21 protein-coding genes and 1 pseudogene are annotated in these 17,525 nt (G+C 72.0%); 18 read left to right on the top strand and 4 right to left on the bottom strand.

Going from position 1 to position 17,525, the window contains the following annotated elements; all coding sequences use genetic code 11:
• The 3 genes and pseudogenes from ACI379_RS01860 to ACI379_RS01850 all read left to right on the top strand — a co-directional run.
• Positions 1-353 (top strand): annotated as a pseudogene (locus ACI379_RS01860) (ammonium transporter); the annotation flags it as partial.
• Positions 350-688: a P-II family nitrogen regulator gene (locus ACI379_RS01855; protein WP_439790359.1), complete on the top strand. Its 339-nt coding sequence runs from the start codon at positions 350-352 to the stop codon at positions 686-688. The pseudogene ACI379_RS01860 and the gene ACI379_RS01855, both read left to right, overlap by 4 nt.
• A complete protein-coding gene (locus ACI379_RS01850) occupies positions 685-2,958 on the top strand; it encodes a [protein-PII] uridylyltransferase (protein WP_439790357.1) in 2,274 nt (757 codons plus the stop codon). Before ACI379_RS01855 ends, ACI379_RS01850 begins: the two co-directional genes overlap by 4 nt.
• Here the strand turns inward: ACI379_RS01850 and ACI379_RS01845 are convergent.
• Positions 2,942-3,253, bottom strand: coding sequence for a hypothetical protein (locus ACI379_RS01845; protein ID WP_439790356.1), 312 nt, complete (start codon positions 3,251-3,253; stop codon positions 2,942-2,944). The two genes, ACI379_RS01850 and ACI379_RS01845, sit on opposite strands and share 17 nt — an antisense overlap.
• Positions 3,254-3,358: 105 nt before the next feature.
• Between ACI379_RS01845 and ffh the strand changes: the two genes are divergently transcribed.
• Entirely contained in the window at positions 3,359-4,924 is a 1,566-nt protein-coding gene (gene ffh / locus ACI379_RS01840; RefSeq protein WP_439790355.1) for a signal recognition particle protein, read from the top strand.
• A gap of 31 nt (positions 4,925-4,955) precedes the next feature.
• Positions 4,956-5,324, top strand: coding sequence for an NYN domain-containing protein (locus ACI379_RS01835; RefSeq protein WP_439790354.1), 369 nt, complete (start codon positions 4,956-4,958; stop codon positions 5,322-5,324).
• A gap of 57 nt (positions 5,325-5,381) precedes the next feature.
• Here ACI379_RS01835 and ACI379_RS01830 read toward each other — a convergent pair whose 3' ends face one another.
• Positions 5,382-6,500 (bottom strand): ScyD/ScyE family protein, encoded by a 1,119-nt coding sequence (locus tag ACI379_RS01830; RefSeq protein ID WP_439790353.1) that lies wholly within the window; start codon positions 6,498-6,500, stop codon positions 5,382-5,384.
• Positions 6,501-6,630: 130 nt separating this feature from the next.
• Here ACI379_RS01830 and ACI379_RS01825 point away from each other — a divergent pair, with 130 nt between their 5' ends.
• On the top strand, positions 6,631-7,701 hold the full coding sequence (locus ACI379_RS01825; RefSeq protein WP_439790352.1) for an amidohydrolase family protein: 1,071 nt from the start codon (positions 6,631-6,633) through the stop codon (positions 7,699-7,701).
• A gap of 5 nt (positions 7,702-7,706) precedes the next feature.
• Here the strand turns inward: ACI379_RS01825 and ACI379_RS01820 are convergent, their stop codons facing one another.
• Positions 7,707-8,540 carry a VanW family protein gene (locus tag ACI379_RS01820; protein WP_439790350.1) on the bottom strand — a complete coding sequence of 278 codons (834 nt, stop codon included), beginning with the start codon at positions 8,538-8,540 and terminating at the stop codon, positions 7,707-7,709.
• Positions 8,541-8,584: 44 nt separating this feature from the next.
• The gene (locus ACI379_RS01815; protein ID WP_439790349.1) at positions 8,585-9,301 is read right to left on the bottom strand and encodes a hypothetical protein; all 717 of its coding nucleotides are present in this window, start codon (positions 9,299-9,301) and stop codon (positions 8,585-8,587) included.
• 116 nt (positions 9,302-9,417) lie between these two features.
• Here ACI379_RS01815 and ACI379_RS01810 point away from each other — a divergent pair, with 116 nt between their 5' ends.
• The 12 genes from ACI379_RS01810 to ACI379_RS01755 form a co-directional block, all read left to right on the top strand.
• The gene (locus tag ACI379_RS01810; protein WP_439790348.1) at positions 9,418-10,068 is read left to right on the top strand and encodes a GNAT family N-acetyltransferase; all 651 of its coding nucleotides are present in this window, start codon (positions 9,418-9,420) and stop codon (positions 10,066-10,068) included.
• Positions 10,069-10,267: 199 nt separating this feature from the next.
• Complete coding sequence (gene rpsP / locus ACI379_RS01805) at positions 10,268-10,753, top strand: 30S ribosomal protein S16 (RefSeq protein ID WP_439790347.1); 486 nt, start codon at positions 10,268-10,270, stop codon at positions 10,751-10,753.
• A 5-nt stretch (positions 10,754-10,758) separates the two neighbouring features.
• Complete coding sequence (locus tag ACI379_RS01800) at positions 10,759-11,001, top strand: RNA-binding protein (protein WP_439790360.1); 243 nt, start codon at positions 10,759-10,761, stop codon at positions 10,999-11,001.
• Positions 11,002-11,103: 102 nt separating this feature from the next.
• Entirely contained in the window at positions 11,104-12,039 is a 936-nt protein-coding gene (gene arcC, locus ACI379_RS01795) for a carbamate kinase (protein WP_439790346.1), read from the top strand.
• Between the two features lie 69 nt (positions 12,040-12,108).
• Entirely contained in the window at positions 12,109-12,681 is a 573-nt protein-coding gene (rimM, locus tag ACI379_RS01790; RefSeq protein ID WP_439790345.1) for a ribosome maturation factor RimM, read from the top strand.
• Positions 12,682-12,684: 3 nt separating this feature from the next.
• Positions 12,685-13,857, top strand: coding sequence for a tRNA (guanosine(37)-N1)-methyltransferase TrmD (gene trmD, locus ACI379_RS01785; RefSeq protein WP_439790344.1), 1,173 nt, complete (start codon positions 12,685-12,687; stop codon positions 13,855-13,857).
• 193 nt (positions 13,858-14,050) lie between these two features.
• Entirely contained in the window at positions 14,051-14,401 is a 351-nt protein-coding gene (gene rplS / locus ACI379_RS01780) for a 50S ribosomal protein L19 (protein WP_439790343.1), read from the top strand.
• 24 nt (positions 14,402-14,425) lie between these two features.
• Positions 14,426-15,283 (top strand): signal peptidase I, encoded by an 858-nt coding sequence (lepB, locus tag ACI379_RS01775; protein WP_439790342.1) that lies wholly within the window; start codon positions 14,426-14,428, stop codon positions 15,281-15,283.
• A gap of 6 nt (positions 15,284-15,289) precedes the next feature.
• Positions 15,290-16,042 (top strand): ribonuclease HII, encoded by a 753-nt coding sequence (locus ACI379_RS01770; protein WP_439790341.1) that lies wholly within the window; start codon positions 15,290-15,292, stop codon positions 16,040-16,042.
• The gene (locus ACI379_RS01765; protein WP_439790340.1) at positions 16,039-16,347 is read left to right on the top strand and encodes a DUF2469 domain-containing protein; all 309 of its coding nucleotides are present in this window, start codon (positions 16,039-16,041) and stop codon (positions 16,345-16,347) included. The genes ACI379_RS01770 and ACI379_RS01765 overlap by 4 nt, the downstream gene beginning before the upstream one ends.
• 114 nt (positions 16,348-16,461) lie before the next feature.
• Entirely contained in the window at positions 16,462-16,860 is a 399-nt protein-coding gene (locus ACI379_RS01760) for a YraN family protein (protein ID WP_439790339.1), read from the top strand.
• A partial coding sequence (locus tag ACI379_RS01755) for a magnesium chelatase domain-containing protein (RefSeq protein WP_439790337.1) occupies positions 16,860-17,525 on the top strand: 666 nt, incomplete at its 3' end. The genes ACI379_RS01760 and ACI379_RS01755, both read left to right, overlap by 1 nt.

Raw genomic sequence — 17,525 nt, 5'->3', positions numbered from 1 at the left:
CCCTCGACGTGGTCGGCGTCCACCTCGTCGGTGGTCTGGTCGGCACGATCGGCGCCGGTCTCCTCGCCACCAGCGGTGGCCTGTTCTACGGTGACGGCATCGACCTGACGGTCCTGCAGGTCCTGATCGCGGTCGTCGCGGTCGCCTGGTCGGCGGTGGCCACCTTCATCGCGGCCTCGATCGTCAAGCTGGTCCTGGGCCTGCGTGCCGACGAGGAGGACGAGGTCAACGGTCTCGACTTCTCCGAGCACGGTGAGTCCGCGTACGACCTGTCGGGCACCTCGGGTGTCCGCCGCTCCACCGGTGGGGCCTCGATCCTCACCGCCAACGAGGCCGAGGAGGTCACGGCATGAAGCTCATCACCGCAGTCATCAAGCCCCACAAGTGGGAGGACGTCCGCGAGGCCCTGGAGACCTTCGGGATCAACGGGATGACCGTCTCCGAGGTCAGCGGGTACGGCCGCCAGAAGGGCCACACCGAGGTCTACCGCGGCGCCGAGTACGACATCGCCCTGGTGCCCAAGATCCGCATCGAGATCGTGGTGGACGACGCCGACGCCGAGGACGTCGTCGGCATCATCGTCAAGACCGCCCAGACCGGTCGCATCGGCGACGGCAAGGTGTGGGTCAGCGGGGTCGACACCGTCGTCCGCGTCCGCACGGGCGACAAGGACGAATCGGCCCTGTGAGTCAGGCGATCGAAGCAGGTGCGCAGGCCCGGACCCCGTGGGGGTCCGGGCCTGCGGCCCGTACGGAGCGGACCCGGGCCGCCGACGCGTTGGCCCGCTCGGCGTACGAGCAGGCCGGCGGGAGCGACCAGCAGATGGCTCTGGTCGCGGTCGGTGGGTACGGGCGCGGGGACCTGTCGCCGCACTCGGACCTCGACGTCGTCCTGGTCGGTGCTGACGGGGTCGACCTCACCGACGTGGCGGCCCGGATCTGGTACACGTTCTGGGAGACGCCCGCCGACGGTTCCCCGGCGTACCGGCTGGACCACGCGGTGCGCTCACTGGGGGAGATGTCCAAGCAGGCCGAGGCGGACGTCAAGGTCGCCCTGGGGCTGCTCGACGTCCGCCACCTGGCCGGGGACCCGGGCGTCACGCTGCAGCTGCGCTCGACGGTGCTGGCCCAGTGGCGCCGTGACGCCCGCAGCAGGCTGCCCGAGCTGGCGGAGCTGACCCGGCGTCGCCACGACACCCTCGGCGAGCTGGCCCACGCCTCGGTGCCGGACCTCAAGGAGGGGGAGGGGGGCCTGCGCGACGCGGTGGTGCTCCGCTCCCTCGTGGCGACCTGGCTGATCGACGTGCCGCACACCGAGCTCGAGCGGTCCCGGGTGGCGCTCTCCGACGTGCGCGACGTGCTGCACCGGCTGGCCGGACGAGCCACGGACCGGATCGCCCCCGAGATGTGGGCCGCCCTGGCCGAGGAGTACGGCGTCGAGGAGCGCGCCGTCCAGCAGCACGTCCGCGAGCACGGACGTCGTCTGGCGCACCTCTCCCACCTGGCGTGGCGACGCGTGGACCGGGTGCTCGGCCAGTCGCGGACCACCCGCCGCGAACGCCGCCCCGACCTGGTGCCGCTCGCGCCGGGCGTGGCCCTCTCCGACGGCGAGGTCGTCCTCGCCGCGGGCGCCCGCCCTGACCGCGACCCCGTCCTGCTGCTCGCGGCCGCGGCGTTGGCCGCCGAGCGGGACGTGGTCCTGGCGCCCGCCACCGCCGCCCGCCTGGTGCGCGAGTGCCCGCCGCTTCCCGACCCGTGGCCCGACCGGGCGAGGGACTGGTTCGTCCGCCTGCTGGCCTCCGGACCGGGGCTGCGGGCGGTGTGGGAGACGTTGGAGGAGACCGGGGCGACGAAGGCGTTCCTGCCCGAGTGGGACCGGGTCCGCCTCCTGCCGCACGCCTCGGTGATCCACCGGTGGACCGTCGACCGGCACATGGTCGAGACCTGCGTCGAGGCCTCGGCCCTGATCCGCGGTGTCGCCCGCCCCGACGTGCTGATGGTGGCGGCCCTGCTGCACGACATCGGCAAGGGAGGCCTGGTCGAGCACAGCGTCGCCGGTGAGCCCGTGGCCCGCGCGATCGCGCTGCGGATGGGCTTCGACGACCAGGGCGCCGACCTGGTCGCGCGGCTGGTGCGGCACCACCTCGTCCTGGCGCAGACCGCCTCGAGCCGTGATCCCGACGACCCCGAGACCCCCGCCCACGTCCGGCGGACGCTCGTCGACCCGCAGGCGCTGCCCCTGCTCGCCGCCCTGACCCAGGCGGATGCCCGCGCGACTGCCCCGCAGGTCTGGTCTGCGTGGCGGGCCACGCTCGTGGCACGCCTGGTGGCCCGTACCGCCGAGGGGTGGTGCGAGGAAGGGGCCACCGGTCCTGTCGTCGAGGCGGAGCCGGAGGTCGTCGTCGAGCTGCTCGACGGCCCCAGCGTGCACGTGGAGGAGACCGAGCACGGGGCGACGCTCACGGTGGCCGCCCCCGACCGTCTGGGGCTGCTGGCCGACATCGCCGCCACCCTCGCCCTGCTGAGACTGCCGGTGCGCAGCGCCCGGGCGTGGTCGGTGGACCACCACGGCCTCTCGTCGTGGGAGATCGGCGGCAGCGTGCCCGACGCGGCCGTCGTGCGCGACCGGTTGCGGGCGGTGGTCGCCGGCGAGGTGGACCGGCGACGGCTCCGTGTCGAGCCGGACGCGCTCGTCCCGGGCGTCGTGGTGCGGCCGGACGCCTCGACGACCGCGACGGTGCTGGAGGTGCGGACCGCGGACCGGGTCGGTGTGCTCTACCAGGTCTGCTCGACCCTGGCCGGGATCGGTGTGAGCGTACGGTCGGCCCACGTCGACACGGTCGGGCCGCAGGCCGTCGACGTGTTCTACGTGCAGGAGCCGGGGGCCGGCGCGTTGTCGGAGACGCGGGCAGCCTCCGCGGCCCACGCGGTGCGGGCCTCGCTCACCCCGGCGGAGTGAGGGGGCTGCGCCGCACGCGGGCCGCGCGTGGCCGGCCGTCGGGGCCCCGCACGACCCGCACCGCGCGGACGTCGTCATCGTCGTCGGGGACGGGTGTCACCGGCCCGGCGTTCTCGAAGTCCTTGAGATCCCTCGAGGCGCGGGCCCGTGCCGGCTCGAAGACGTCGGTGAAGTTCGCCAGGGCGTCCACGATGCCCGCCCCGGAGCTGTCGGCCCGCATCAGGGTGCGGTGCCCCAGGGCGGCGGCCGTGGCCACGAGCCCGACCCCCACCAGCGCGACCACCAGGAACGTCATGGCTCCAGTGTGCCCCCGCACCCGGTCAGTCCGCACCGCGAGTCACGCAGGTTCGGCCCGCGCGGTTAGGCTTGGCCGACTCCGACCGAGAAGTTGAGGACTGACTTGTTCGCCACACTTTCCGACCGCCTCTCCGAGACGTTCAAGAACCTCCGGGGCAAGGGACGGCTCTCCGAGGCCGACATCGACGCGACCGCGCGCGAGATCCGCATCGCCCTGCTCGAGGCCGACGTCGCCCTGCCCGTGGTCAAGGAGTTCGTCGGGGCGGTCAAGGAGCGGGCGCGCGACGCCGAGGTCTCCCAGGCCCTCAACCCGGCGCAGCAGATCATCAAGATCGTCCACGAGGAGCTCGTCGAGATCCTCGGCGGCGAGACGCGTCGCCTGCGGTACGCCAAGACGGGGCCGACCGTCATCATGCTGGCCGGCCTCCAGGGTGCCGGCAAGACGACCCTGGCGGCCAAGCTGGCCCTGTGGCTCAAGGAGCAGGGCAAGACGCCGATCCTGGTCGCCGCCGACCTGCAGCGCCCCAACGCGGTGCAGCAGCTCCAGGTCAACGGTGAGCGCGTCGGGGTCCCCGTCTTCGCTCCCGAGGCCGGCAACGGCGTCGGCGACCCCGTCTCGGTCGCACGCGCCTCCGTCGAGGAGGCCAAGCGCAAGCTGCACGACGTGGTCATCATCGACACCGCCGGTCGCCTCGGTGTCGACGCCGAGCTGATGTCGCAGGCCGCCAGCATCCGCGACGCCGTCCAGCCCGACGAGGTGCTCTTCGTCGTCGACGCGATGATCGGTCAGGACGCGGTCACCACCGCGCAGGCGTTCCTCGACGGCGTCGGGTACGACGGCGTCGTCCTCACCAAGCTCGACGGCGACGCCCGCGGTGGCGCCGCGCTGTCGATCCGCTCGATCACCGGCAAGCCGGTCATGTTCGCCTCCAACGGCGAGAAGATGACCGACTTCGACCTGTTCCACCCCGACCGGATGGCCTCGCGCATCCTCGACATGGGCGACATGCTCACCCTGATCGAGCAGGCCGAGAAGACCTTCGACTCCGAGCAGGCCATGAAGGCCGCCGAGAAGCTCGGCACCAAGGGCGGCTTCACCCTGGAGGACTTCCTCCAGCAGATGCAGCAGGTCCGCAAGCTCGGCTCGATGAGCAAGCTCATGGGGATGCTGCCCGGCATGGGCCAGTTCCGCGAGCAGCTCGAGAACTTCGACGAGCGGGAGATCGACCGGATCCAGGCGATCATCCAGTCGATGACGCCCGCCGAGCGCGACAACCCGAAGATGATCGACGGTTCGCGCCGCGCCCGCATCGCCAAGGGCTCCGGCCGTACGGTCACCGACGTCAACCAGCTCGTGGACCGCTTCTTCGAGGCCCGCAAGATGATGGAGTCGATGGCCCGCGGCGGCGGCATGCCCGGGATGCCGGGCATGCCCGGCATGGGTGGCGGCAAGCGGTCGGGGGCCAAGCAGCCCAAGAAGGCGGTCAGCAAGAAGGGCAAGCGCACCTCGGGCAACCCGGCCAAGGCGGCCCAGCAGAAGGCGGCGGCCCAGCAGGCGGCCGACGAGCGCGGTCCGGCCAACCCGTTCGGCGGCGGTCAGGACGTCGACTACGAGCAGGCGGCCGCCAACCTCAACCTCCCCGCGGACTTCTCCAAGTTCCTCAAGTGAGGTCCCGGCCGGCCCAGGTCACGGTGCGCTGATGGGCACCGTCCTGGTGGTCGACGGCGCCAACGTGGTGGGCACCCGTCCGGACGGGTGGTGGAAGGACCGCGCCGGTGCGGCGCGGCGTCTGCACGAGCAGCTGCTGGTGGCCGACCTTCCGCACGACACCGTGGTGCTCGTCCTGGAGGGCGGCGCCAAGGGTGGCGTGCGCGCCGGACGCGATGCGCACGTACGGACCGTGCACGCGCCGAAGGACGGCGACTCCGAGATCGAGCGGCAGGTCGACACTGCGGTCGCGGCCGGTCACCGGGTCACCGTGGTCACCGCCGACCGCTTCCTCCAGGCCCGCGTCCAGGGCAAGGGTGCGATGGCGATGAGCCCGTCCTGGCTGCTCGACCACCTCTGAGCAGACCAAGGACGGGCCCGCGCGTCGTTGGTCACGCGGGCCCGTCCGTCCGGAGAGTCAGGGCATCCCGACCGCCACGACCGAGCCGCCGCCGGGGCAGACGGTGCAGGTCGTCACGTACGCGGTGTGCCGGTTGAACGCCACGCCGTACGGGGCGGGCAGGTCGGCTGCCACCGTCGTGTGGCTGCCGGTCGTGGACACCTTGACGAGTGAGCCCATCGGGAGCCCCTCGCCGCCGGCGAGAAGGCCGTCGTCCGCCAGCTGCACGGCGTAGAGCGACCCCTTGTACCAGGCGAGGTCGGTGACGTTGGTCAGCCCGGTCGCGTAGATGCTGTGGCTGCCGTTGCGCGCGATGCGGTGGATCCGGGCTGCGCCGGGCACGAACGGGAAGCCGGTCAGCTCGCTGACGTACAGGGCACCGTCATCGCCCTTCACCACCGAGGTCGGCACCGCCTGCATGGGTACCGGGGGCAGCGGAGGAACCCCCGTGCCGGGGGAGTCGAACGCCATGACCGTGGAGACGTGACCGGCACGGTCCACCTTCAGGAGCGTGTTGCCGCCGGCGTCCACGACGTACGCCTTCGACCCGACGCGGACCAGGCCGCCGGGGTTGGAGTCCGGGTCGACGCCGTCGGGGTTGTACGCGGCCTCGTGCGCCGCGAGGTCGGCCCACACGGTGGGGGTGCCGGAGTGCTTGCTGCTCCCGTGGGAGAACCTGCCCGTGACCAGCGTGCCCATCCAGGCGCCGTTGCCGGGCAGGACCTCCCGGGCGGCCGGGTCGTTGCCGAGGCCGAGGCTCACGGTGAACGCCTTGCCGGTGACCTGGACGTCGGTGGGGCCGACCGCGCTCGCCCCGCCCTCCCCGGCCATCGACGGCAGACCGGTCAGCACGCGCTTCTGCGTGCCCTTGCTGATCTTGGTGATCGCGCCCGAGGTCCCGAAGCAGGTGTGTCCCTCGGGGCCCTCGGTGCACGGACCGCTCCCGCCCACGCCCGCCTCGGCGACGTACACGGCTCCCGCGGCGACGCTGAGGTGCCGGGGGTTGTCGAGCCCGGTGGCAACGGTGGTCCACGGCGGGTCGGCGTCCGGCGGCGACGACGTGGCGGGCGACGCGGCGAGTCCTGCTGCCAGCGTCACGGCGGCGAGTGGTACGACCAATCTCGATGTGGTCCTCATGGGAGGCCTCCTCGTGTCTGGGCGTCCAGCATGGGCACCGAGGGCCGGGGCATTTCATCGCCCGGGTGGAGTAAACGCGGACGGCCACCGGGCGTGCCTACCCGAAATGTGACAGCGGTAGCGTGCCGGCATGAGCGTCCTCAAGTTCAGCGGCCCGGTGCTTCCCGACGGCGGGAGCCGCGACGTGTACGTGGTGGACGGACGCGTGACGTTCGAGCCGCACCCCGGGGTCTCCACCACGGCCCGCGGCTGGCTGGTGCCGGGACTGGTGGACGCGCACAACCACCTCGGGCTGGAGGACCACGGAGCGATCAGCGACGCGGAGGTGGAGGAGCAGGCCCTGGCCGACCGCGACACCGGCGCCCTGCTGCTGCGCGACTGCGGTTCACCGACCGACACCCGGTGGGTGCACGAGCGCGACGACCTGCCCCGGCTGGTCCGCTGCGGCCGTCACCTGGCGCGCACCCGCCGCTACATCCGCAACTTCGGCCACGAGGTCGAGCCCGACCAGCTCGTCGCGTACGCAGCGCAGCAGGCGCGCGAGAGCGACGGTTGGATCAAGCTGGTGGGGGACTGGATCTCCCGCGAGGCCGGCGACCTGGCGCCGTCCTTCGACGTCGCCACGTTCACCGCGGCCATCGACGCTGCGCACGCCGAGGGGGCGAAGGTCACCGCCCACTGCTTCGGGACCGACGTGCTCCAGGGGCTCCTGGACGCCGGCATCGACTGCATCGAGCACGGCACGGGCCTGGGCGCCGAGCACATCGAGCAGATGGTGGCCGGGGGCGTCGCCCTGGTGCCCACGGTGCAGCAGACCTCGAAGTTCCCGCAGTTCGCCGCCGACGGCCGCGACAAGTTCCCGGCGTACTCGGCCACGATGGACGACCTGTACGCGCGACGTCGCGAGACCCTGCTGTCCGCGCACGAGGCCGGGGTGGACCTCTACGTCGGATCGGACGGCGGCGGCGCGTCACGGCACGGCGAGCTCGCCGGTGAGGTGGAGGCGATGGTCGCGATGGGTCTGCCGCAGGCCGACGTGATCGCGGCGGCGTCCTGGAAGGCCCGGGCCTGGCTCGGGTTCGACGGGATCGAGGAGGGCGCGAGCGCCGACTTCGTCGTCTACGACGCCGACCCGAGGAAGGACCTCTCGGTACTGCGTCGCCCCACCTGCGTCGTGCTGCGCGGCGTGGTCGTCGCCTGACCGGGTCAGACCTCGACCACCCGGGAGGGGTCGGGCTCGTACATGACCAGGGCCCGGTTCGACTTCACCAGCTCCTCGCCGCGCACGGTCCCGTCGACCCTGGAGCGCGCCGTCCGCCAGATCTCGTTGCTGCGGTGTACGGCAGCGCCGCTGCGCTCGAACCGCTCGTGGCGGGCCTCGACGACGTAGTCGTGCTCCGGCGGCCGGTCGGCCAGCAGCTCGCCGTGCAGGTGCGTGGCACTCACCGCCAGCCGGAACTGGAACGTCAGGTCGGTGTCGTTGCGCACCACCAGGTCGACGTAGTTGTGGACGATCGTGCAGCCCACGCCCCAGGGCACCACGCGCTCGGTGTCCGGGAAGGCGTCGAAGCTGTGCTCGGAGCGCTCCACGACGGTCAGGTCGGAGTGGAGGACCAACCAGTGGAGCATGTTGGCGATCTGGCAGATGCCTCCACCCACCCCCGCGGACGGTTCTCCGTTGGCGAGGCGCAGGCCGTCGACGTACCCCTTGCGGCGCGTGCAGTTGCCGACGACCCGGTTGAACGAGAACGTCTCCCCGGGGCCGACGAGGAGGCCGTCGATGCGCGGGGACGCGAGTCGCAGGTTGGTGACCTTGCCGTGCTGCAGCGCCGTCAGCCCCGAGCCCAGGTCGCGCACCAGCACCGAGTCGTGACGTGCCACGCGGACCGGCAGGCTCTGCTCGGCCCTTCCGGTGGCCCAGTCCGCGTCGCTGAGCAGCCACCGCGCACTGCGTCGCGTGCGGTGGAAGGCAACGGCGAGGGGGAGCAGCAGTGGGAAGCGGCGGCTCAGCGGGACACGGGCGCGGGGCGTCTGGCTCACGTTTCTGGGACGCCCCGGGGAGCGCGGAGGTTGCCGCCGCGGTCTCAGGCCTGTTGGCTCGCTCGCCGGGACGGTCGGCTCACGGTGAGGATCAGCAGGACGATGCCCCACACGAACGCGATGCCTCCCAGGACCAGCGGCACGACGATCAGAAGCAGGACGCTGGCCACGACGCCGCTCGCCTCGGGGGACTCGCTGACCCGTACTGCCGAGGCGGTCACCGCCGCGTCGTCCTGGCAGGTCACCAGAGCCTTCTCCCCGCGAGCCGTGAACTGCCCGACGGCGTCCCACTCGTTGACCGTGAACTCCCCGCTGGGGGAGCGCAGCGTGATCGCGGAGCCGTCGGCGTCGGTCACGGTGCACTGCAGGAAGCTCACCGCAGCGTCGCTCCAGACGAGGTAGCTGACGCCGTCGGTGGTGGTGACCTCGTACTCGCTCCCGTCGACCGGCACCTCCGTGCGGGGCAGGTTGACGGTATCCGCGATGAGGGAGACGGCGACGATGACCGAGACCAGCGCCCCGACGAGCAGGAGCGCCGGACCGAGCCACCACCAGGCGCTCGGGCGCGGCTTCTTGGGGGCGCTGGGCGGCTGGTACGACTGCGCCGGGTAGCCGCTGGTGCCGTACGGCGCCTGACCGTACGGCTGGTTCTGGCCGTACGGCTGGGCCGGTGGCTGCTGACCCTGCCCGTACGGCTGGCCACCGCCGGGGGGACCGGAGTAGGGGTTGCCGGACTGGGGCTGCTGCGGGTCGTGGCTCACAGGTCCTGTCTACCGTTGATCGGCCCGCAGCACACGCACCCGTGCGTGTCTGGTCTGCTCCACGTGCGTGCGGAATGCATTGGCGGTGTCGTCGTGCCCGTCCCTAGGGTGGCGCCATGACGGCACTGGAGGACCTGTTCCCACCCCTCGGCCTCACGGTGTCGCGAGGTCCCCTGGAGATGCGCGGCATCACCGACGAGCTCCTCGTCGGCCTGTGCGACCTGGCCGCCGGCGGGATCCACGATCCCGCCACGATGCCCTTCTACTTCCCCTGGACCGACGCACCTGCCGAGGAGCTGCGACGCAACACCGCCGCCTACCACTGGCGTGCACGCGCGGACTTCTCGGTAGCCGCCTGGGACCTCAACCTGGCGGTGCTGTGGGACGGGCGCCTCGTCGGCACCCAGGGGCTGTCCACCAGCGACTTCCTCGTCGTCCGTACCGGGGAGACCGGCTCCTGGCTGGGCCGGGAGTTCCACGGCCGGGGGATCGGGACCGCCATGCGCCGGGCCGTGTGCGAGCTGGCCTTCGACCACCTCGACTTCACCGAGATCACCTCGGGAGCCTTCCTGGACAACCCCGCCTCGCGCGCGGTCTCCGCGAAGGTCGGGTACCGCTCCAACGGGGTGCGGCGGCTGCCCCGACGCGGTGAGCTGGCCCTCAACGAGCGGCTCGTGCTGGCGCCCGAGGACCTGGTCCGGGACCCGGATCCGCTGCGCGTCGAGGGGCTGGGACCGTTGCGCCGGGCCGTCGGTCTGGACGCCTGAGCGCGCCGCTGTCCACGCTCGCGGGCCCGATTGGTGGGCGCAGGGGAGTCTCTGGCAAGATTGCCCCTTGAGTCCTGTGCTGGTCGGACCCTCTCACCCCTCCGGCACACGGCCCATCGAACGGCTCCGGCCCGGTGTTTCCCCACCTGGCGCCGGTGACGCTCACCAAGACCACAACTTTCGAGGAGACACCACAACCGTGGCCGTCAAGATTCGCCTGAAGCGCCTGGGCAAGATCCGCGTTCCCCAGTACCGCATCGTCGTCGTCGACTCGCGCAAGAAGCGCGACGGCGCCGTCATCGAGGAGATCGGCAAGTACCACCCCAAGGAGGAGCCGTCGCTGATCGACGTCACCTCCGAGCGGGCCCAGTACTGGCTCGGCGTGGGCGCCCAGCCCACCGAGGCCGTCGAGGCTCTCCTCAAGATCACCGGTGACTGGCAGAAGTTCAAGGGCCTCCCGGGTGCCGAGGGCACCCTCAAGGTCAAGGAGCCCAAGCGCAGCAAGCTGGACATCTTCAACGAGGCCCTCAAGGAGGCCGCCAACGAGCCCAAGGGCGCGGCGGTGACCAAGAAGGCCAAGAAGACCGAGGAGAAGGCTGAGGAGGCGCCCGCCGAGGCCGCTGCCGAGGCCCCCGCCGAGGCTGCTGCTGAGGCTCCGGCCGAGGCCGAGACCACCGAGGCGTGAGTGCCGTGCTGGCCGAGGCACTCGAGCACCTCGTGAGGGGCGTCGTCGACAACCCTGACGAGGTCACCGTGCGCGACAAGCAGTTGCGCCGGGGCTCGATCCTGGAGGTCCGGGTCCACCCCGACGACCTCGGCAAGGTGATCGGGCGCAACGGCCGTACGGCCACCGCGTTCCGCACCGTGATCTCGGCCCTCGCGGGCCGTGGCGGCGCCCGTGTCGACTTCGTCGACACCGACCGTCGTCGCTGAGCGACACACAGCGTCACCACGAGGGCGTCACCCCATCCGGGGCGGCGCCCTCGTGGCGTTCTCGTGGGTGGCCACCCGTCCGGCCCCCTGCGAGGATGGACCATGGCAACCATCGTGGTGGCGCTGGGCGGCAACGCCCTGCTGAGGAACGGCGGCGCCTCCGCCGCCGCGCAGCAGGAGGTCGCGGACGAGGCATCGCGCCGACTCGTCCCGCTGGTGGCCTCGGGGCACAGTCTCGTCGTGGTGCACGGGAACGGCCCCCAGGTCGGCAACATCGTGCTGACCAGTGAGCGCGCCGACTCCGAGGAGACCCCGGCCATGCCGCTCGACACCTGCGTCGCGATGAGCCAGGGATCGGTGGGGTACTGGCTCCAGCAGGCGCTGGCCGACGAGTTCACGGCCGAGGGCGTCCCCGGCACCGCGGTGGCGCTGGTCACGCAGACCGTCGTGGACGCCCGCGACCCCGCCTTCGAAGCCCCGGGCAAACCGATCGGGCCGTTCCACGCCACGCGCGACGACGTGCTGGCCGCGTACCGGCACCCGGTCGAGGTCGTCGAGGACAGCGGTCGCGGATGGCGTCGCGTCGTCGCCTCCCCACGTCCCCTGCGGATCGTCGAGGCGGAGGCGATCACGGCGCTGGTGCGTGCGGGGGTCACGGTCGTCGCGGGCGGCGGGGGAGGGGTCCCCGTCACGCTCGACGGCGCGGGGCTGCGGGGCGTCGAGGCCGTGGTCGACAAGGACCTCACCGCCGTCCTGGTGGCCGAGCTCGTCGACGCCGACCTGCTGGTCCTGCTCACGTCGGTCCCCGCCGTGATGGTCAACTTCGGGGCTCCGGAGCAGAGGGCGCTGGGAGACGTCGGCACCGAGGAGCTGCGCCACCACCTGGAGGCCGGGGAGTTCGCTGTCGGGAGCATGCGCCCCAAGGTCGAGGCAGCCCTGCAGTTCGTCGACCGCCCCGGTCGCACCGCCCTCATCGGGGAGATCGACGAGATGGAGGACGTCCTCGTCGGCGCCAGCGGCACCCGGCTCACCTGGTGAGCCCGGTTCGGGCCGCTCGCCCCCGCCCTGGACGACCGCGATCCGCCCCGGACGGCTAGCCTCATGGCCGTGAGTGACAAGCCCAGGCAGCAAGGTGACGACCCGGTCGAGGTGGTGGTGGCCCGCGTCGGCAAGCCGCACGGCATCCGCGGCGAGGTGACCGTCGACGTCCGCACGGACTCTCCCGAGCGACGCTTCACTCCCGGTGCCCGGCTGCGCGCACTACCGCCCCGCGACTCCTCCTCGACGTTGCGCGAGGTCACGGTCGTCAAGGCCCGCTGGCACCAGGGGACGCTCCTGCTGACCCTGCAGGAGGTGGCCGACCGGACCGCGGCGGAGGCGCTGCGTGGGACGGTCCTGCACGCCACCATCCCCGCCGGTGAGACGCCCGAGGACCCCGAGGAGTACTACGACCACCAGCTGGTCGGCCTGGTCGCGCTGGACCTCGAGGGCACCGAGCTCGGACTGGTGACGGCGGTGGTCCACGGTGCCGCCCAGGACCTGCTGAGCATCCGGACGCCAGACGGGCGCGACGCCCTGGTCCCGTTCGTGGCCGCGCTGGTGCCCGAGGTGGACCTGGAGGCGGGCCGCGTCGTCGTCGCGGACCGACCGGGCCTGGTCGCACCGCACCCCGAGGACTGATCCGTGCGCATCGACGTCATCTCGATCTTCCCCGACTACCTTGCGCCGCTCGACCTGTCGCTGCCGGGCAAGGCCCGCGACAAGGGTCTGCTCGACCTGCGGGTGCACGACCTGCGCGACTGGGCCCGCGACCGGCACCGCACCGTCGACGACACCCCGTACGGCGGTGGTGCGGGCATGGTCATGAAACCGGAGCCGTGGGGCGAGGCGCTCGACGCGGTCGCGGTGGACGCCCAGGCACGCCCGACCATCGTCTTCACCACGCCCAGCGGGCAGCCGTTCAACCAGGCGCTCGCCCGGGAGCTGTCCACACGCGAGCACCTGGTCTTCGCCTGCGGCCGGTACGAGGGCATCGACCAGCGGGTCATCGACGAGGCCGCCACGCTCGGCGAGGTCGTCGAGCTCTCCCTGGGCGACTACGTGCTCAACGGGGGAGAGGTGGCCGCCCTGGCGGTCACCGAGGCCGTGGTGCGGCTGCTGCCCGGCTTCATGGGCAACCCCGAGTCCCTCACCGAGGAGTCCCACGAGGACGGGCTCCTCGAGTACCCCGTCTACACCAAGCCGGCCGCCTGGCGCGGCCGGGAGGTCCCGCCGGTGCTGCTCTCGGGCGACCACGGCAAGGTGGCCTCCTGGCGGCACGCCCAGCGCGTCGAGCGGACCCTCACCCGTCGCCCGGACCTCGCGACCAGGATCCCCGTCGCCGACGCGACGACGTTGGAGGTCGCCCAGCCCGACGACGCGGGGGAGATCCTCACGCTCCAGCGGGCCTGCTGGGTCCAGGAGGCGCTGGCCAACGACACCCTGGAGATCCACGCGCTGCACGAGTCCCTCGAGCAGGTGCAGGAGTGGATGGGGCAGTGGCACACGTGGGTGCTGCGTCGCTCCGGCCGCATCGTGGGCGCCGTACGGGCCACCCTCGAGGACGGGCGCGCGCCCGGCGACACCTGGGACATCGGACGCCTGATGGTGGCCCCCGACCTCCAGGGACACAACCTCGGTCGGCGGTTGCTCGAGCACGCCGAGTCGCAGGCGCCGGCCTCGGTGACCAGGTTCCTCCTCTTCACCGGATCCGGCAGCGTGGACAACCTGCGTCGCTACAGCCGCGCCGGCTACCGGGAGGCCGGGCCGGCCGGCGAGGGCGCGCTGCTGCTGGTCAAGCCGCGCCGCAAGCGCTGAGGGCCGATTTCCACCCGGAGCCGGGCTCTGGCAGACTTGCCCCTCGGTTCTCAGACCCAGTTCGCCCGGACGTACGCCCCGGGGGACGCCGGGCCGCACCTGCCACAGGGGGCGCACCGGCCGGGTCACGTCGGGAGCCTCGTACACACCCAAGCAACCCGCGTATGACCTGTGGCATCCGTGAGGAGCAGACATGACCAACGTCATTGCCGAGCTCGGCAACTCGATCAAGCGCGACGACGTCCCGGACTTCCGCGCCGGTGACACCGTCAAGGTGCACGTCAAGGTCATCGAGGGCAACCGCTCTCGTGTCCAGGTGTTCCAGGGCGTCGTGATCCGTGTCCACGGTTCCGGCATCGGCCGCACCTTCACCGTCCGCAAGGTCTCCTTCAGCGTCGGTGTGGAGCGTACGTTCCCGCTGAACTCCCCGATCTTCGAGAAGATCGAGGTCGTGACCCGCGGTGACGTCCGCCGCGCCAAGCTGTACTACCTGCGCAACCTGCGCGGCAAGGCAGCCAAGATCAAGGAGCGCCGCGAGCTCTGACCAGCCTCTGGCTAGTCTCTGCGCGTGAGCAACGACGGCCGCGACTCCCTCCAGCCCGCCGAGGGCGAGGGGTCGCGGCCGTCGGCGTCCGTACCCCGCGACACCCATGACAGAGCTCCGAGTGAGCCTGACCCGACCGGGAAGACCGAGAAGCCTGTGACGTCCGAGAAGAAGGCCAAGAAGGCGCCGTTGCCGCTGTGGCTGGAGTCGATCCTGCTGCTGTGCTTCGCCGTGCTGATGGCGGTGGTCATCAAGACGTTCCTGCTGCAGGCCTTCTACATCCCCTCGCAGTCGATGGAGCCCGGTCTGGTCAAGGACGACCGTATCCTCGTGCAGAAGGTCTCGTACTGGGGCGACAACGGCCCCCAGCGTGGTGACGTCGTCGTGTTCAAGGACCCCGGAGGCTGGCTCCAGGGGGTCAGCGAGACGCCCGACAACATCTTGGTCAAGGCCATGTCGAAGATCGGTCTGTACCCGACCGGTGGGCACCTGGTGAAGCGGGTCATCGGGCTGCCCGGTGACACCGTGGAGTGCTGCGACAAGAAGGGCCGGCTGCTGGTCAACGGCGAACCCGTGGACGAGCCGTACATCCGGATGCCCGTCTCCGGGTGCGCGGGACCGAACCCGTCGCAGTGCGAGGACAAGTGGACCTCCGGGGTGATCCCCGAGGGGAAGATCTGGGTGATGGGCGACAACCGGGGCTCGTCCGCCGACTCGTCCGAGCACATGTGTCGCACCGACGAGACCGACTGCGTCCCGGGCCACGAGTTCGTCCCGATCGACGACGTCGTCGGCAAGGTGTTCGTCCTGCTGTGGCCCGCCGACCGCTTCGACTGGATCGGCACGGCGGACGCCTTCGACGACGTCCCCGACCCGCAGTAGGCCGCCGTGGCCGGCACGAGGCCCTCGCTGCGGCACGAGCGTGCCCTGCTCCGCGAGCGCGGCGCGGTGCACCTGGCCTGCATCGACGAGGTGGGTCGCGGCGCCCTGGCGGGCCCGGTGACCCTCGGCGTGGTGGTGGTGACCGAGAAGACGCGCACGGCCCCCACCGGGGTCCGCGACAGCAAGCTCCTGACGCCGGCGGCCAGGGAGGCGCTCGCCCCGCGGATCCGTCGCTGGGCGGTAGCCCACGCGGTGGGCAGCGCCTCGCCGGCGGAGATCGACGAGTTCGGGATCATGGCGGCACTGCGCCTGGCCGGGCGCCGTGCGCTGGCAGGGCTGGACGTCGTTCCCGACCTGGTGCTTCTCGACGGCAACCACGACTACCTCACCCCGCCCGACCAGCCGGGCCTGTTCGGCGAGGTGCCGACCGTCGGTGAGGACGTCGGCGCGCCGTGGTCCCTCGACGTGGTGACGATGGTCAAGGGCGACATGAAGTGCGCCGCGGTGGCGGCGGCCAGCGTGCTGGCGAAGACGACGCGCGACGCGTACATGGTCGGTCTGGCAGCCGACTTCCCCGAGTACGGCTGGGACGACAACAAGGGCTACTCCGCGGCCCACCACGTCGAGGCGTTGGCGCGCTGCGGCCCTTCGGAGCACCACCGGCGCTCGTGGAACCTGCCGGGAGTGGGAGATCTCGTCCCCGGCCTCGGACAGAAGGCTAGGCTCGAGCAGAGCCCGGAGCGTACGGAGGTGCCATGAGCGCGGAGGATCTCGAGAAGTACGAGACCGAGATGGAGCTGACCCTCTATCGCGAGTACCGCGACGTGGTGAACATCTTCAAGTACGTCGTCGAGACGGACCGACGGTTCTACCTGTGCAACGCCGTCGACGTGAAGGCGCGGACCGACAACGGCGACGTCTTCTTCGAGGTCTCGATGAGCGACTGCTGGGTGTGGGACATGTACCGTCCGGCCCGCTTCGCCAAGAACGTCAAGGTGCTCACCTTCAAGGACGTCAACGTCGAGGAGCTGGCCCAGGAGGAGTTCGACCCCTCCAAGGCGTGAGGTGCCCGGTCGTTCACAGCAGGCCCCGGTCAGCGTTCTCCACAGGCGTGGTGAACGGCCTCCCGCCTGAGCGCGCCGTGCACTGTGCTGGTGCCTCCCACACCAGGAGGCCCCATGCCGCAGCGCACCCCCGTCACGCCCGATTCCCATCGCCCGCCCGCCCCGCACCTGAGCCTCGGCGCGTGGGGCGAGGAAATGGCGGCCCGGCACCTCGTCGCGGCCGGGATGGTCCTGCTCGACCGCAACTGGAGGTGTGACGCGGGCGAGATCGACCTGGTGCTCCGCGACGGGGACGACCTGGTGGTCTGCGAGGTCAAGACCCGCAGCTCTTCCGTCGGGGGCAGCCCGCACGAGGCGGTCGACGAGCGCAAGGTCGCGCGGCTCCGCCGGCTCGCGGCGCGGTGGCTGGCGGTCCACCAGGCGCGGCCGCGCGAGGTCCGTCTGGACATGGTGGCCGTGATGCGCCCGCGCCGCGGTGAGATGAGCCTGGAGCACGTCCGGGGGATCGGCTGATGGCGTTCGCCACGGCCCGGACGGTCTCGCTGCGCGGTTCGCAGGGACACCTGATCGACGTGCAGGTCGACGTCTCGACAGGCGTCGTCGGCATCGCCCTGGTCGGCCGTCCCGACGCCTCGCTGGCGGAGGCACGTGACCGGGTTCGGATGGCGGTGAGCAATGCAGTCGGCCCGTGGCCGGCCTCACGCCGGGTCACCGTCCTGCTGGCGCCGGCCGACCTCCCCAAACGGGGGAGCCACTTCGACCTGGCCATCGCCGTGGCGGTGAAGGCCGCCGCGATCAGTGCGGGACTGGGCCACGACACCCCGGACGGCGGCAAGGAGGCGCCCATCCCGGCGGAGGCGCTCGCCTCCACGGTCTTCCTCGGTGAGCTCTCGCTGTCCGGGGCCGTGCGTCCCGTTCCGGGCGTGCTGCCGATGGTGATCGCGGCAGCCGCGGCAGGGGTGACCGACGTGCACGTGCCGGAGGCCCAGGCCGCCGAGGCGGCGCTGGTTCCGGGGGTCCGTGTGCACGGGGCCGCCCACCTGGCGCAGGTGGTGGCCCAGCTGCGCGGCGACGAGGTGCCCAGCGTGGCTCCCGCGGCGCCGCTGCGCAGCGCGCGCCTCGTGGCGTGGCGCGGGCAGGACGTGCGCGAGGACGTCGACATGTCCGAGGTGGAGGGG

Origin of the sequence: Nocardioides sp., from assembly GCF_051876515.1 — a bacterium.
Taxonomy (GTDB): domain Bacteria; phylum Actinomycetota; class Actinomycetes; order Propionibacteriales; family Nocardioidaceae; genus Nocardioides.
The sequence above is the reverse complement of the archived record's forward strand: the minus strand, read 5'-3'. Positions and strand labels throughout refer to the sequence as shown.

Bases quoted from the DNA above. Each gene is read 5' to 3' on its own strand.
- ACI379_RS01825 (WP_439790352.1), top strand. From the start codon at position 6,631: ATGAGCGTCCTCAAGTTCAGCGGCCCGGTGCTTCCCGACGGCGGGAGC.
- ACI379_RS01760 (WP_439790339.1), top strand. From the start codon at position 16,462: ATGCCGCAGCGCACCCCCGTCACGCCCGATTCCCATCGCCCGCCCGCC.
- ACI379_RS01765 (WP_439790340.1), top strand. From the start codon at position 16,039: ATGAGCGCGGAGGATCTCGAGAAGTACGAGACCGAGATGGAGCTGACC.
- ACI379_RS01810 (WP_439790348.1), top strand. From the start codon at position 9,418: ATGACGGCACTGGAGGACCTGTTCCCACCCCTCGGCCTCACGGTGTCG.
- ACI379_RS01855 (WP_439790359.1), top strand. From the start codon at position 350: ATGAAGCTCATCACCGCAGTCATCAAGCCCCACAAGTGGGAGGACGTC.
- arcC (WP_439790346.1), top strand. From the start codon at position 11,104: ATGGCAACCATCGTGGTGGCGCTGGGCGGCAACGCCCTGCTGAGGAAC.
- ACI379_RS01835 (WP_439790354.1), top strand. From the start codon at position 4,956: ATGGGCACCGTCCTGGTGGTCGACGGCGCCAACGTGGTGGGCACCCGT.
- ACI379_RS01830 (WP_439790353.1), bottom strand. From the start codon at position 6,500: ATGAGGACCACATCGAGATTGGTCGTACCACTCGCCGCCGTGACGCTG.
- ACI379_RS01845 (WP_439790356.1), bottom strand. From the start codon at position 3,253: ATGACGTTCCTGGTGGTCGCGCTGGTGGGGGTCGGGCTCGTGGCCACG.
- rplS (WP_439790343.1), top strand. From the start codon at position 14,051: ATGACCAACGTCATTGCCGAGCTCGGCAACTCGATCAAGCGCGACGAC.